14 protein-coding genes and 1 tRNA gene are annotated in these 13,863 nt (G+C 47.4%); 6 read left to right on the top strand and 9 right to left on the bottom strand.

The genetic code is table 11. The features are described from left to right. Positions 1 to 249: 249 nt before the first annotated feature. A complete protein-coding gene (locus tag ACG2E4_RS14155; protein ID WP_395261562.1) occupies positions 250 to 867 on the bottom strand; it encodes a rhomboid family intramembrane serine protease in 618 nt (205 codons plus the stop codon). A gap of 130 nt (positions 868 to 997) precedes the next feature. On the opposite strand from ACG2E4_RS14155, the gene ACG2E4_RS14150 reads away from it, so the two are divergent. From ACG2E4_RS14150 to ACG2E4_RS14130, 5 genes are all read left to right on the top strand, one after another. After that, positions 998 to 1,070 (top strand) — tRNA-Thr (locus ACG2E4_RS14150). Between the two features lie 164 nt (positions 1,071 to 1,234). Beyond that, a complete protein-coding gene (locus ACG2E4_RS14145) occupies positions 1,235 to 1,543 on the top strand; it encodes a hypothetical protein (protein ID WP_395261577.1) in 309 nt (102 codons plus the stop codon). 360 nt (positions 1,544 to 1,903) lie between these two features. Beyond that, on the top strand, positions 1,904 to 2,344 hold the full coding sequence (locus ACG2E4_RS14140; RefSeq protein WP_395261578.1) for a gamma-glutamylcyclotransferase: 441 nt from the start codon (positions 1,904 to 1,906) through the stop codon (positions 2,342 to 2,344). Between the two features lie 91 nt (positions 2,345 to 2,435). After that, positions 2,436 to 3,110, top strand: a complete 675-nt coding sequence (locus ACG2E4_RS14135) for a septal ring lytic transglycosylase RlpA family protein (protein WP_395261579.1) — start codon at positions 2,436 to 2,438, stop codon at positions 3,108 to 3,110. Positions 3,111 to 3,390: 280 nt separating this feature from the next. Then, a complete protein-coding gene (locus ACG2E4_RS14130; RefSeq protein WP_395261580.1) occupies positions 3,391 to 4,869 on the top strand; it encodes a phytoene desaturase in 1,479 nt (492 codons plus the stop codon). 207 nt (positions 4,870 to 5,076) lie between these two features. Here ACG2E4_RS14130 and fsa read toward each other — a convergent pair whose 3' ends face one another. Further along, entirely contained in the window at positions 5,077 to 5,739 is a 663-nt protein-coding gene (gene fsa, locus ACG2E4_RS14125; RefSeq protein ID WP_395261581.1) for a fructose-6-phosphate aldolase, read from the bottom strand. A 190-nt stretch (positions 5,740 to 5,929) separates the two neighbouring features. Here fsa and ACG2E4_RS14120 point away from each other — a divergent pair, with 190 nt between their 5' ends. Then, complete coding sequence (locus tag ACG2E4_RS14120) at positions 5,930 to 6,247, top strand: YtxH domain-containing protein (protein ID WP_395261582.1); 318 nt, start codon at positions 5,930 to 5,932, stop codon at positions 6,245 to 6,247. Positions 6,248 to 6,786: 539 nt separating this feature from the next. Here ACG2E4_RS14120 and ACG2E4_RS14115 read toward each other — a convergent pair. The 7 genes from ACG2E4_RS14115 to proS all read right to left on the bottom strand — a co-directional run bounded on the left by ACG2E4_RS14115 (position 6,787) and on the right by proS (position 13,657). Next, positions 6,787 to 7,347, bottom strand: a complete 561-nt coding sequence (locus tag ACG2E4_RS14115; RefSeq protein WP_395276942.1) for an energy transducer TonB — start codon at positions 7,345 to 7,347, stop codon at positions 6,787 to 6,789. Between the two features lie 335 nt (positions 7,348 to 7,682). Then, positions 7,683 to 8,345 carry an energy transducer TonB gene (locus ACG2E4_RS14110; RefSeq protein ID WP_395261584.1) on the bottom strand — a complete coding sequence of 221 codons (663 nt, stop codon included), beginning with the start codon at positions 8,343 to 8,345 and terminating at the stop codon, positions 7,683 to 7,685. A 449-nt stretch (positions 8,346 to 8,794) separates the two neighbouring features. After that, a complete protein-coding gene (locus ACG2E4_RS14105; RefSeq protein ID WP_395261585.1) occupies positions 8,795 to 9,451 on the bottom strand; it encodes an energy transducer TonB in 657 nt (218 codons plus the stop codon). 130 nt (positions 9,452 to 9,581) lie between these two features. Next, positions 9,582 to 9,977 carry a VanZ family protein gene (locus tag ACG2E4_RS14100; RefSeq protein ID WP_395261586.1) on the bottom strand — a complete coding sequence of 132 codons (396 nt, stop codon included), beginning with the start codon at positions 9,975 to 9,977 and terminating at the stop codon, positions 9,582 to 9,584. Next, positions 9,974 to 11,500, bottom strand: coding sequence for an NAD(P)H-hydrate dehydratase (locus ACG2E4_RS14095; protein ID WP_395276941.1), 1,527 nt, complete (start codon positions 11,498 to 11,500; stop codon positions 9,974 to 9,976). The genes ACG2E4_RS14100 and ACG2E4_RS14095 overlap by 4 nt, the downstream gene beginning before the upstream one ends. After that, complete coding sequence (locus tag ACG2E4_RS14090) at positions 11,497 to 12,162, bottom strand: hypothetical protein (protein WP_395276940.1); 666 nt, start codon at positions 12,160 to 12,162, stop codon at positions 11,497 to 11,499. Before ACG2E4_RS14090 ends, ACG2E4_RS14095 begins: the two co-directional genes overlap by 4 nt. 28 nt (positions 12,163 to 12,190) lie before the next feature. After that, positions 12,191 to 13,657: a proline--tRNA ligase gene (gene proS, locus ACG2E4_RS14085; protein WP_395276939.1), complete on the bottom strand. Its 1,467-nt coding sequence runs from the start codon at positions 13,655 to 13,657 to the stop codon at positions 12,191 to 12,193. Between the last annotated feature and the right edge of the window lie 206 nt (positions 13,658 to 13,863).

The raw sequence follows: 13,863 nt of genomic DNA, 5'->3' as shown, positions 1-13,863 counted from the left end.
AAATGTAGCCCGTTGTATACCGGGCTACACTTTTTTTATACAAGGGCTTTGCAAAATCATAACCAATGGCCATCCCGGTATTGCCATCGATTCGTTATTCCAGTTTGAAGGGTGGAAAGAGCGGTTGTTGAATTGGGTTCGGGGGTGGACTTGGAAAATATCCCTGGCTGTTCAGTTCCCTCGGATGCTGGTACGTAAGCTGGAAAATTATAAATGCTGCGATTAAAGAGCCATTTCACCGTTATCAATTCAGGTTAATCCGATTACCGTCATAAAATGGTCAATAGAATTCGGCACAAAAATAATAAGGTATAATATTCCCCATATGGATCCGGCGGTGTGCGCTTCGTGATTGATCTTCCCCACATCCTTTTTGCTCTCGTACATGCTGTATATGAGGTATAAAATGCCAAACACAAATGCCGGTATCGGGATCGGAATCAGGAACAGGTAGATACTTTCCATCGGGAAGAGAAAGATGAATGCAAAAAGCACGCTGCCCACGGCCCCTGAAGCACCAAGCGTGGCGTAATTGGCGTTGTCCCGGTACTTTAGTACAGAAGGAAGGCCCGATACGATCAGCCCGGAAAGGAAAAGCCCGGTAAAATAATAGGGGCCGATAACCCGCTCCATCACCTGTCCAAAAAAGTAGAGGGTAAACATATTTACAAACAGATGAGTGAAATTGGCATGCAGAAATCCGGAAGTCAACAGCTCATACCAGGTATTTTCCCGTATTACGCGGTACGGTTTAAGAAATCCCTTGTCGATCAGGCGGGGATTCCAGTACAGGGCCGCCAGTGAAACGGCCGTGTTTACTGCGATAAGGATAAATGTTACGGATCCGAAAAAGTCGTAGTTGTGCATTCTTACCTGCTTTTTAGGTTATGAGCGAAAATAGAGAACTGCGGAATACTAAGCTAATTTTGATTTAAATCGGTTTAATTACTTGCTTGCAGTCTCAGACAATGCTTATATTTGCTCACCTCAAAACCAAGCCGAAGTAGCTCAGCTGGTAGAGCAACGCTCTCGTAAAGCGTAGGTCGTCGGTTCGAATCCGATCTTCGGCTCTCACCTCCTCCCATTGTAACTTTTGCTTACCCCACAGAACGTTGATCCCACGAAAAAATGTTTGAAAAAGTAATATTGCGATAGTTTTAAACACAGTGAGGCTTTGGCCGCGGACAACATCCGGGTTGGCAAAGTCTCTGCATAACACGAGGGAGGTCACAATATGTATGAAGATTTAGCAGAAGCCGTAGAGGATGTACAGGAGAAAGGGTATACTCATCTGTTTGAAGTGGAGGAAGATGTGCTATGCTGCGAGGAAAAAGAAAAAGAGCAGCGTTATCCTGTGGATCAGCTTACAATTGTTGCAACCTACCAGTTTGACCAGGGAACGGACCCGGGAGACGATTCTGCGCTGTACCTGATCGAGACCGATTCGGGCGTGAAGGGCTACCTGGTGGGAGGTTCTACGATCTACAAGGATCGGGAAAAAGCGGAATTCCTGGATCAATTGTTGTGGAAAAATAATTTTTAAAAAAGGAGCCTTTCCTGTTGCATGGAATTGGAAAAAGGTTGTAATATAGCAGGTAATCATCCGACAGGATGAGGGTCCAATGCTGTTCGCTACGGGCAGCGTCTGGGACCATAACCTGACAACTGCATGGTGCTTAAAATGGATAAAAAGCCGAATAAACCATCCAAAAAAGAAGCCAAGGCATCTTCGGAAAGACCGAAGGCCGAAAGCAAACCGAAAAGCAACAAGAAGTAATTCTTGAATCCAACTTGTTCCGCATGGTTGAATGGGAATCAAGTTAATGGGTAAATTGAGAGCTGGCCCCGGGCAGGCGGATGTATCGAAGCCCGGAGGCCGGCTTTTTTATTAATGTAGTTTACGATGTCTATATCAGAAGAGCGAGAGTACCTGTTTGTGTACGGTTCACTGCAGCGTGGTGCCAGCCATCCCGCCCATCGCATATTATCAGCGTTTGCTGATTATATATGCAAGGCTGAATTCCATGGGCATCTTTTTTTGGTGGAAGATTATCCCGGTGCGGTTTCGGCATGTGGAGATGCCAGCCGGATACGGGGCGAACTGTACCTGCTCAGTGACGCCCAAAAAGCGTTTGAGCGGCTGGATCGGTATGAGGGTTATGACGCCTTTGATCCGGATAATAGCCTGTATGTACGGAAAAAGGAGAGTGTGTGGGTTGCTTCATCAGAATATGTCAATCCTGTTACAGCCTGGATATATCTTTATAATCGTTCAACGGATGGATTAACGGAGATACGGTCGGGTGACTACCTTTCATACATTCGACAGCAGGATCTTTGTTGAAGGGGATGTGATTTTTAGCTGTTTCTTTGCCTGTATATTATTATCATTTCCAAAAATATATTATCTGCAACGTTAAATAAATCAACCTGGTTTGTTACAACGACCTACTTTTGTTCTGCTGGCCCTGTCTCTGCTGGTAATATTAAGCTCATGTGGTATAACTTCCCGGGTGACGGAACCGTCCCGGCCTGCTCCCGGCCGGATGAACAAGGCTATCGAAACCGGAGTTGCCAGCTGGTACGGGCCCAACTTTCACGGGAAGATGACAGCAAACGGAGAGATCTACAATATGAATGCAATGACTGCGGCTCACCGCACGCTTCCGTTCAATACGTTTGTTCGGGTACAAAATGTCGACAATGACAAGTCGGTTGTGGTAAGAATAAATGACCGGGGACCGTTTAAAGACAACCGTATCATTGATCTCTCACGGAAGGCCGCCCGGGAAATTGAAATGATCGGTCCGGGTACGGCCAACGTCCGGCTCTATGTAGTTGAAGGAGACAGGCAGCAGATCATGAACCGGGATCTCAAAGTTTCAACATACACGGTACAGGTCGGATCGTATGAGGATGAGAGTCGCGCAGTCGATGTGTCAAATGAGATTGAAGGGACCAGGATAGAACAGTTTACTTTGAATGACGGAACAAGCGTGTATCGCGTTTACTACGGTATTTTTACCGATAAGGCAAAGGCTGAGAAAGAGCAGCAAAGGCTCGAACGCCGGGGATATAATGGGTATGTAAAACAACTGGAGAACTCGTAGGTTTCTGGCATTTTATATGTAAGGAAACCTGGTAAGGGATTGTGTACGGGCAAGATAATGACGTGGCTTTCCCCGTGATGCCTGATTGACCATTTGCTACAATAGTGCATATGCCAATAAATATTGCTTCTCTCGGATGGAATCGACCTGGTTTAGCCTGGAAAATAGGGTGATCTTTGAAATCCATATAAAGGTGGAGATCTTAGCAGACTATTATCCGGAATGTTGGGCGCCCGTTTATAGTTATTTCCTTCGGTTATCAACCTAAAAGAGAGCATTTATGCGTAAAAAAATAATAGTTATTGGCAGCGGCTTTGGAGGATTGGCAACAGCGTCCCGACTGCTTTCCCGCGGACATGAAGTAGAACTGTTTGAAAAAAGGGATAAGATCGGCGGCCGGGCGTACGTCTATCAGCTAAATGGGTTCACGTTTGATGGCGGTCCCACCGTGATTACTGCTCCATTCCTGTTTGACGAGATCTTTGAGGCGGCGGGTAAAAGAAGGGAAGATTATATCGAGTTTGTTCCCTGCGATCCTTTTTATCGTATTTTTAATCATGAGGGCAGGAAGTTTGATTACAACGGAGATCACGCTTTCGTGCTGAGCGAAATTGAAAAATGGAATCCCGGAGACAAGCAGGGATACACCGAATTTCTTAACAGCACCAAGGCTATTTTTAATAAGGGATTTACAGAACTTGCCGATCAGCCGTTCCACAATATTTGGGAGATGGTAAAAGTCATTCCCGACCTGCTTAAGCTGGAATCTTATAAAACAGTATATCGCTACGTGTCTCAGTATATTGAAAATGAGTTTCTGCGGAGGGTGTTTTCCTTTCATCCGCTGCTGGTGGGTGGCAACCCGTTTGATACGACCTCGATATACGCGATGATTCATTACCTGGAACGCGAATGGGGTGTCCATTATGCCACGGGGGGAACCGGATCGATCGTAAACGGGCTGGGTCGATTGATTGAAGAGCAGGGCGGGACGATACACCTCAATGCAGAGGTGGATGAAATACTGGTTGAAGAGGGTCGCGCCCGGGGGGTACGGTTGGCAGGTGGAGAGGTGCACCAGGCCGATCAGGTTGTTTCTAATGCGGATGTTGCCTATACGTACCGGCACATGCTGCCGGAATCCGTTCGGTCGACTTATACAAATCAGAAAATTGACAAGATGAGGTACAGCATGTCCCTGTTTGTTATTTATTTTGGGACCGACCGCCGGTACCTGGATTCGGGACTTGCTCACCACAATATTATTCTGGGTGAACGGTACAGGGGACTGCTTGAGGATATTTTTCACCACCATAAGCTGGCAGATGATTTTTCGTTGTACCTGCATATGCCAACCAAAACGGATCCCTCACTGGCGCCGGAGGGATGTGAAGCTTTTTATGTACTCTCACCCGTACCCAATCTTGGAAGCAACACGGATTGGGAGGAGAAGGCACCGGAATATCGTGATGCTATCATGGACTTTCTGGAGGAGAACTATCTGCCGGATCTGCAGGAGCATATTATTGCCGAACACTACATCGATCCTATTCACTTTAAAAAGACCCTGAACAGTTACAGGGGTTCAGCGTTTTCTGTTGAACCGATTTTGACTCAATCGGCCTGGTTCCGGCCGCACAACAAGTCGGAGGATGTTGAAGATCTGTTTTTTGTGGGGGCGGGTACGCATCCGGGGGCCGGACTGCCGGGGGTGCTCTCGTCCGCAAAAATTGCAGAAAAGCTAATCGGACCGGCATAAAATGAAAAGGCCGGACCTATAAAAGCCCGGCTTCTCACATATGCTTCTGGTTATAGGGAGGACTTTGCAAGAGTCATTTTGGCCAATAGCGGCATTTTCGCGGATTCGAAATCCTCATTTATGAGAGATAAACTGCGGTTCCGAATTCGTTCAGGGGTTGATCTTGACCAAAACTCCTGGCTTTTTCAAAGCTCTCTAATATTTGAATTATCTGGCTTTCACTTCTTCCTGGAGGGCATCCCAGTCGGCCAGGAACTTTTCAAGGCCCCGATCTGTCAGCGGATGCTCGAGCAGCTGTTCTATGACGTTGAGAGGCATGGTGGCTACATCGGCTCCCAGGCGCATACACTCCAGCACGTGCATCGGGTGCCTGATGCTGGCTGCGAGTACTTCTGTCTCGAGCCCGTAGTTGTCATAAATGGTAACCACATCCTCAATAAGCTGGATTCCGTCAGTCGTAATATCATCCAGCCGACCGATGAAAGGGGAGATATAGGTAGCACCTGCTTTGGCAGCTATCAGTGCCTGGGGAGCGGAAAAGCAGAGCGTGCAGTTGATTTTGATGCCTTCCCCGGAAAGTGTCTTAATCGCCTTGATACCATCTTTAATCAAGGGCACTTTAACAACAACATTATCGGCAATGGCGGCCAGGTGCCGTCCTTCAGCCACAATGTCTTCATACGTAGTTGAAACAACCTCGGCCGAAACATCACCCGTGACGATATTGCATATTTTGGCAATATGCCCTTCAAAATCCTCGACTCCAATTTTAGCGCAGAGACTGGGATTTGTTGTTACACCATCTAACACACCTAGGTCGTTCGCTTCCTGTATTTCATCCAGGTCAGCGGTGTCAATAAAAAATTTCATAACGGAATATTGATTTTATGGTTGGTTCTTCACTTAATCCACGTTTAAGATAAAAAAATATTGCTGAAACTTTAATATGTATCTATCATGTTGCATATTAACAGAGGGCAGCAAAATAGTTGTCCGGTTTTTTAATAAATAGTTGGTATCTATCTACAAAAGCTTAACAAAATAAAGGATTTTAAGCAGTATGAGCCGTTCTAAAGATTTTACCCTTGGAGTACTGTCCGGCGCACTGGTGGGGTCGGTAATTGCCCTTCTGTACGCGCCAGACAAAGGAAGTAATACTCGTAATGTGATCTCTTATCGCCTGAGCAACTACCTGGATGAACTTACCCACGTGATTGACAAATTGTCTGATGAAAAGCACGCCATCTCTGAAGCCAAACGAAAAGGCGATGAGGTCGTGGAAGATGCACGCAAGCGAGCGGAAGACTTGATCCGAGAGGCGGAGGACCTGTTGCACACTATTGAAGAAACAAAAAACGAGGAAGAAGTGGACTCGTAGGGTACAATAAAGAGAGCGTCGGGTCCATATAAGAGATCCGTAATCCAGGGTTGTAGGAAATCAAAATAATTGTTCCATAAGCCACTCCTGTATATTGTCGGTACGAAAATGACTAACCTGCATTTTTCACCAGGAAATTTGTTCTTCTGCAAGTCGAAGGGAAAGTGGCCGCGCAGACGTACCTTTGTACTTGGGCAGGCGATTTCCCCATTTAAGAGGGCTTTGCAAAACCCTCAAGTTCTCGTTCTGAGGGAGTTGTACTCTCGTTAAAAGGGCACCAAGGTCGGTAGTACATACTACCTCCCAACAAAATGGCAGGTTCTGCAAAGGCCCCCTTTAACGTAGCTGGAGGGCAAATTTCGCGGCACGTTACTCCCCCCTGTTACATACAATGGTCTGCAAAATATGATGTAAGATACTGCCTGCCATCAGGGTACATAATTTCATTAAGAAATTATCGTGAGAAATGCAGGCTAAATGAAAAAGGCGTGGGCTCCTGCTGGAGCCACGCCTTTTGAAAAGAAATAAGTTGTTAACGGTCAGTTCTGAAGTTTAAAGACAACCGGCAAGCTGTACTGAACGCGCACGGGGTTTCCACGCTGTCGACCCGGTTCAAATTCAGCCTGTTTTACACAACGGACCGCTTCTTCGTCAGCACCCCCGCCAATGCCTCTCGTTACTTGAGGATTTTCAACCTGTCCCTGTTCATTTACTATGAACTGAACAATAACACGGCCTTCAATTCCGGCCTTGCGTGCCATTTCTGGATAATTAACACAGCTTTGCAGTGCAGCCAGCCCCCCTTTGAGTTGAGGCATGTTTTCAACTACTACAAAGAAGTCTTCCTCTTCTTCCTCCTCTTGACCTTCGTCGGGTGGCGGAGGCATTTCAAGCTTGTCCTGCAGGTTCAGGTCGGCGCTAATGTCAAAGTTTTGATCTTCCACTATTTCGTCATTCGGAACTTCCACGGGTACGGGAGGTCGCGGGGGAGGTGGGGGCTTCTCCTGGTGCTCGGTTTGGGTGATTTCCTCCATTTCAACCACTTCTTGTTCCTCGGTTAGATCCACATTCTTTTGTTCGCTGCGGAAATCCAGCTTCATGGCTACAATAAAAAGGATCAGTACTACAATTAAGCCACCTTGAAGGAAGACCGTATAATATTTTCTTAAGTCTGATTTTGGTTTTTTGCGTTCGGTACGCATGAGAACCTCCGTTTTCAGGCAATTAAATTATCATTACTTATTAAAGTATTTTATATCGATCCCAATATATACATTAAGATACATTATATAAACTATGCTGGCAGCGGTGTAGTTCCATCGGTTTTTTTACATAAAAAAAGGTGTGACCGGTTTCAGCGGCCACACCTTAGGGATTTAAACTCAACTAGGGAATGTTGAGTCAGGGGAAAAATAATGGGAAAGAATTTATTTCATTAAAGGTTGCTTGAAAGACTATAGATAACTGGCACCGTAAACTGCACACGAACGGGGTTACCACGCTGTTGACCCGGAACGAACTCCGCGTTCTTAACACAGCGAATAGCTTCCTCGTCGGCTCCGGCTCCGATTCCCCTTACAATCTGGGGATTGTCGACTTTGCCGTTCTCATTAACGATAAACTGCACGATTACCCGGCCTTCAACACCCGCCTGCCGTGCCATGTCGGGATAATTGACACACTGCTGGATGGAGGCCAGTCCCCCTTTGAGTTCGGGCATCTGTTCAACTACGACAAAGAAGTCTTCGGCATCCTCCTCCTGGTTTTCAGGGGGGGGAGGAACCTCCAGTTTATCGTGGAAATTGAGATCAGCGTTAATATCGATAGCCTGGTCCTCAACAATTTCGTCGTTGGGGACTTCCACCGGAACAGGAGGACGGGGGGGGGGAGGTGGTTTTTCAATGTGCTCTGTTTGCACAATTTCCTCCATTTGAACGACCTCTTGTTCTTCTGTGAAGTCAGCCTGTGCCTGTTTGCCACGAAAATCGATTTTGGTAGCTGCGAGGAACAGGAGCAGTACGATTATAAGTCCGCCCTGGAAAAAGAGCGTGTAATACGTGCGCAGATCAGCTTTGGGATTTTTACGATCAAGTCGCATGGGATGATAACGTTTGTTGGGATTGAGATTGAATGATTGTGATTCTGGTTGTTATTTAGCAGTTCTGCCTTAACAGAACTGGAACTAATTTATTTTAGTTAAAACAGAAAGTCAACTAATAATATTAATTTAATATTAATATTTGGTTAATTGTTTAATTCGAAAAGTTAATATTGGCTTATTTGTAATAAAAGTCTAATAGCTATTTGGTATCCGGTTCATAAAGATCTTCTATCAACCATTGTCAGTTATTATGAGTCTGATTCATTAGGTCCTCAAATGAATTGCCAAAGAAAAGCATTGAATATAAATTTCTTGTGAAGAGCGGCAGGGAGAGAAGTTTCTTAATCTTTAGTTAATATTGGGAGGGAAAAAACGAAATTAAGAAAGGGGAAAGGAGAAAAAGGAGAGTGCAGCAGTCGATACTGCTGCACTCTTTGTAGGTCGAACTAGTTTTGAAGCTTGAAAACGATCGGCAGGCTGTACTGAACGCGTACAGGATTTCCCCGCTGTCTTCCGGGCTGGAAGCGTGCTTCTTTTACCGCTCGCAAAGCCTCTTCGTCGCATCCACCGCCAATACCGCGTACAACACGGGGATCTTCCACTCGGCCCTCTTCATTCACGATAAACTGAATGATAACACGGCCTTCAATTCCGGCCTTACGTGCCATTTCCGGGTAACGTACTTTCTGTTGGAGTCCTGCAAGTCCACCGATAAGCTCGGGCATGTTCTCAACCACAACGAAGAAATCTTCTTCCTCTTCTTCCTCTTGGTCGGGTGGCGGAGGAGGCATGTCAAGGGGAGCATCCAGGTCCAGCTCCGCATTCAGGTCAATAACCTGATCCTCAAGCACCTCGTCATTGGGAACCTCAACGGGCACCGGCGGGCGGGGAGGGGGTGGTGGCTTTTCAATTTGTTTGGTTTGTATCACTTCTTCCATCTCTACAATTTCCTGTTCCTCGGTTAAGTCAACGTCTTTAACTTCTGAACGGAAATCGATCTTGACGGCCGCAATACTTGCGACAAGTGTTATTATAAGGCCAATTTCAAGAAATACGGTATAGTACTTCTTCAAATCAGCATTCGGGTTTTTTCTGTTAGACATGGTAATTCAAACGTTAGGGTTACTGCTGACTAGTAAAAGTCCTTCAAGATATCAAAATTTGAATTCCATGCAAGTTGAATTGCAATAAATTTTAATTCCGGTCAACTTTTGTGCAGAAACTGAGGTATGGTCAGCTACCTGACGAGGGACCCCAAATTTTAAGTAGCAAGACAGCCCCGATGGCGCCGAGCGCGTCAAAACAGAAATCAAGAATATTGCCGTGACGGTTGACGGGCAGGAGGTATTGCAAAATCTCGATAACCCCACCGAAGAGGACACCGACTGAAAAAATTTTCCACAGATTTACATTTTGCGGGTACTTTACCATGCTGTAGAGACCTATCAGGAAGGTCCACGAACCGAAAAGCAGCAAGTGACCGATTTTGTCGTATGACCAGATGGTGCTTTTTGAAAGGTAGTCAGCAGGAATTAAGGTAAGAAGGAGAGCTGCAATGGTCATTCCGGTGATACAGAAAAGCAGCAGCGTGGGGTGCTTGCTGAAATAGCGAGTTAGAAATTTAATCATATCAGATCATTGGGCTCGAGGAATCGATTCTTTTTATTGGATAATTTCGTTTTTTCATAGCCGTGCAGAAGTCCCAAAGCAGCACTTTTAGCGGGTGGATTTCCCAGGGACCAGTAAGCTCCGATCTTGCCAGCAAGAACGTCGCCAAAACCGGCGCGGGCAAATACACGGGTATCGTAACGGGTTAAAAGGCATTTGCCGGATGGTGTTCCAATAACAGAAGGAAAACCTTTAGAAACAACCGTAATATTTTTTGTTGAGCTGATTTCTCGTACGGTCTCAAGCCGCTCGCCTCCGTCATCAAATGATGAGGACGACAGCTTGGCGAGCTCCCCGGGATGAGGCGTTAAAATCCACGAAGCCTGGTCGGGCTTCTGCCAGTTTTGTTGCTGCCCCAGGCACCACAAGCCGTCGGCATCGATCAGCAGGCGCCCTGTAAACTGTTCAAAAAAAGCGGTGGAAAATTGCAGCGTGGACGGCGCTCTCCCGATGCCGGGTCCGAATAGCACATTTCCGGGTTTCTCATCGATTATATGAATCACGCTGTCCAGTTGCTCGATGCTCAACGAAGTGTCGTCGGGAGTGCCTACCGGCTTTTTGATGATTTGCGGAAGCGTATGCTCAAAAACCGGAAGGATGCCCCGGGGACAGATAATAATGACCGCGCCCACTCCTGCCGCCCACGCACTTCGGGCGGAGAGGATGGCTGCCCCGGTCAGCCCCTCGGATCCGGCAATCAGGTAGAGTACCCCGGCGTCATATTTATGCTTTGCAGGCGGGTACTCAGGCTCGTTAACCCACGAACGGTCCAGCAAAAAATTGTTGCAGGTTTTTAAATAATTGGGAAAGGGAAGCTCGCAAAGAACGATCTCCCCGGTGCAACTGTATCCATCCTCGAGATAAAATCCCAGCTTTTGGCTGCCAAAGGTGTAAGTTGTGCTGGCCTGTATAGCCGTTCCCATTATCTGTCCGGTGTTGGCATGCAGCCCGGTGGGAATGTCGATACTGTATATGGGGCGATCTACCTCATTTGCCCACGCCACGGCTTTGGCGTAGTCGCCCCGCAGTTCACTGTTGAGTCCCGTTCCCAGCATGCCGTCAACAATGAAATCCAGTTCAGCAAGCCCGGATTTTTTGAATTGTGGCCAGCCATTAATGATGGTTACCGGTGCGGCGGTGGAATCATGTTCTGCAATTTTCCGCAGGAGCGCGAGGTTTTGTTCGGTGTCGTCAGAAAGCCCTTCGGTTCCGCTTATAAAAAGTAGAGTGGCTGCATGCCCGTGTTGAATCAGGTAGCGTGCAACGACCAGGGCATCGCCTGCATTGTTGCCTTTGCCGCATAGATATAGGCCGTGAGCATTGGCTGGCAGTTCGTCAAGTAGACGCTTGGCCGCAGAACTGCCGGCAACCTCCATCAGGGTAAATCCATCGATACCGAACTGCTCAATCGTAGCCCTGTCCATCTGTTGAGACTGCTCAGCCGTTGACAGGTAAAAGGGATGGGGAGGGAGCGTTGCCTTCATAACGGTTGCCAAAAATAAAAGATTAAAAGAATTTCAATGGAGGTAAAGATGATACCCGCGGCAGCACCGCCGATGAGTTCGGGGATGGTATGGATTTCCAGGTGGAAGCGAGACCACATCATCACCGGTAAAAGTATTAAAAGCATACTTAAGGAAAAAACAACTGCCATGGATTCCGAAACGCCCATCTTCCAAAAATAGAAGAACAGCAGGATGATGCCTCCACTGGCGATCGAGGCGGCATGGATACTCACCTTCCACCTGCGGTTCAGCAGATAACCAATAATGGGATTGATGAGAAATACCCCCGAAATAAGCGTAAGAAACGGCCTGTGAAGGTAGAAATAGATTCCGAGGGTCAGGCTCCCGACCGATGAACTGGCAATACCGAGCAGGTAGAGCTGGTTTCTTGACTCCCGGCGCGGCAGATCCAGAGATTCTATTTTGCCCACCTTCAGCATTGAGAGGGCTGCGAGCAGGGGGACGACCGTATAAAAAAGCAGTGACAGGCCGGTGAGCCAGCCCAGTTCAACAGGCGAAATCCCGTTGTACACTCCCACCAGGATAAAAACAAACGGTGGAATAAAAAGCGGGTTTGCCAAGTCGGAAATCCACCGTGCAAATTTTTTAACATGGGGAGAATACACTCCTTGAGGTGGCATCACGTTCTGTCGGATAATTTATGAGAAATCAGTAGGCGCGGGCAAAAAGGACCCGTTGTTCGGAGGGGGCCCCGGTTACCATGCATGTACCGGACTCACCCTCTTCCAAGGGAATACAACGGATTGTGGCCTTGGTTTCTTCTTTAATTTTTTCTTCGGTCTCAGCCGTTCCATCCCAGTGGGCATAGATAAATCCGCCTTGCTCATCCAGCACCTCTTTGAACTTATCGTAGGAGTCGACTGTGGTCGTTTTGTTATCTCGCCGTTCTTTGGCGGCGTCGTAGAGATCTTGCTGGATCTGGTCGAGCAGGTTGTCAATGCGTTCTCCCAGTCCTTCCCGCTCGACGATATTTTTATCCAGGGTATCGCGGCGGGCCAGTTCCACATTCTTGTTCTTAAGATCTCTGGGACCCACGGCAATGCGCAACGGAATGCCTGCTGTCTCATGCTCATTGAATTTCCAGCCGGGGTTGTAGTTCTCCCGGTCATCGAGCTTTACACTAATGTCGAGATCGTCAAGTTCATTCCGGATGGAATCGGCATACTCCAGCACCTCCGCTTTTTGCTCGTCATTTCTCCAAATAGGTACAATCACCACCTGGGTAGGAGCAAGCCTGGGCGGGATAACAAGCCCCTGGTCATCAGAGTGGGTCATGATAAGCCCCCCGATCAGTCGTGTTGAGACGCCCCAGCTGGTAGCCCAAACGTATTTGTGCTCACCATCCTGGTCCTGGAACTTTACATCAAATGCTTTGGCAAAATTTTGCCCCAGAAAGTGAGAGGTCCCCGCCTGCAGGGCCTTGTCATCCTGCATCAGGGCCTCAATACAATAGGTCTCCACCGCACCGGCGAACCGTTCGGATTCGGTTTTTACCCCTTTAATGACCGGCATCGCCATAAAATCTTCGGCAAAGGTGCGGTATACTTCCAGCATCCGTTCGGTTTCTTCGATCGCCTCTTGTTGAGTGGCGTGCGCGGTATGCCCCTCCTGCCACAGAAATTCCATCGTGCGCAGGAACAGCCGCGTGCGCATCTCCCACCGAACAACATTGGCCCACTGGTTGATGAGGATTGGCAGATCGCGATAGGATTGAATCCAGTTCCTGTAGGAATCCCAAATAATGGTTTCGGAGGTGGGGCGCACGATCAGTTCCTCTTCAAGTTTGGAGTCAGGATCCACTTCCACCCCGCCGTTGGTGCTTTGGAGACGGCTATGCGTCACCACAGCGCACTCTTTGGCAAAACCCTCAACATGCTGGGCTTCTTTGGAAAGAAACGATTTTGGAATAAAAAGGGGGAAGTAGGCGTTCTCATGACCGGTATCTTTGAACATGGTATCCAGGGCCTGCTTCATGTTTTCCCACAATGCAAAACCGTTGGGGCGGATCACCATCGATCCACGCACAGGAGAATGATCGGCGAGCCTGGCTTCCCGGATTACATCTTGATACCATTGTGAATAATCTTCATCTCTGTTTGTGATCTTCTTAGCCATGAGTGACGCTGTCAAATACTATGTTAAATTTGCTGTTCTCGTAAGAGCGCTAAAATAACGCGAAAAACAAGAGGGGGCAATGGGTTATTGGATACTTGTTGCTGGTTATGTGTGAGAAGCGGGTAACATCCATTTGCAGTTTCGAATTGGCTGAGACATTATTAAATGAACACCCCCAAATTTCATGTTCCATAATAAGGAAGTAT

Source organism: Halalkalibaculum sp. DA384, from assembly GCF_043951955.1.
Classification (GTDB): Bacteria; Bacteroidota; Rhodothermia; order Balneolales; family Balneolaceae; genus JAMQKA01.
Note: the sequence above shows the minus strand (reverse complement) of the source record. Positions and strands in the feature narration are given on the sequence as shown.

Coding starts and splice junctions, on each gene's coding strand:
- ACG2E4_RS14155 (WP_395261562.1), bottom strand. CDS start 867: ATGCACAACTACGACTTTTTCGGATCCGTAACATTTATCCTTATCGCA.
- ACG2E4_RS14145 (WP_395261577.1), top strand. CDS start 1,235: ATGTATGAAGATTTAGCAGAAGCCGTAGAGGATGTACAGGAGAAAGGG.
- ACG2E4_RS14140 (WP_395261578.1), top strand. CDS start 1,904: ATGTCTATATCAGAAGAGCGAGAGTACCTGTTTGTGTACGGTTCACTG.
- ACG2E4_RS14130 (WP_395261580.1), top strand. CDS start 3,391: ATGCGTAAAAAAATAATAGTTATTGGCAGCGGCTTTGGAGGATTGGCA.
- fsa (WP_395261581.1), bottom strand. CDS start 5,739: ATGAAATTTTTTATTGACACCGCTGACCTGGATGAAATACAGGAAGCG.
- ACG2E4_RS14120 (WP_395261582.1), top strand. CDS start 5,930: ATGAGCCGTTCTAAAGATTTTACCCTTGGAGTACTGTCCGGCGCACTG.
- ACG2E4_RS14115 (WP_395276942.1), bottom strand. CDS start 7,347: ATGAAGCTGGATTTCCGCAGCGAACAAAAGAATGTGGATCTAACCGAG.
- ACG2E4_RS14110 (WP_395261584.1), bottom strand. CDS start 8,345: ATGCGACTTGATCGTAAAAATCCCAAAGCTGATCTGCGCACGTATTAC.
- ACG2E4_RS14105 (WP_395261585.1), bottom strand. CDS start 9,451: ATGTCTAACAGAAAAAACCCGAATGCTGATTTGAAGAAGTACTATACC.
- ACG2E4_RS14100 (WP_395261586.1), bottom strand. CDS start 9,977: ATGATTAAATTTCTAACTCGCTATTTCAGCAAGCACCCCACGCTGCTG.
- ACG2E4_RS14095 (WP_395276941.1), bottom strand. CDS start 11,500: ATGAAGGCAACGCTCCCTCCCCATCCCTTTTACCTGTCAACGGCTGAG.
- ACG2E4_RS14090 (WP_395276940.1), bottom strand. CDS start 12,162: ATGCCACCTCAAGGAGTGTATTCTCCCCATGTTAAAAAATTTGCACGG.
- proS (WP_395276939.1), bottom strand. CDS start 13,657: ATGGCTAAGAAGATCACAAACAGAGATGAAGATTATTCACAATGGTAT.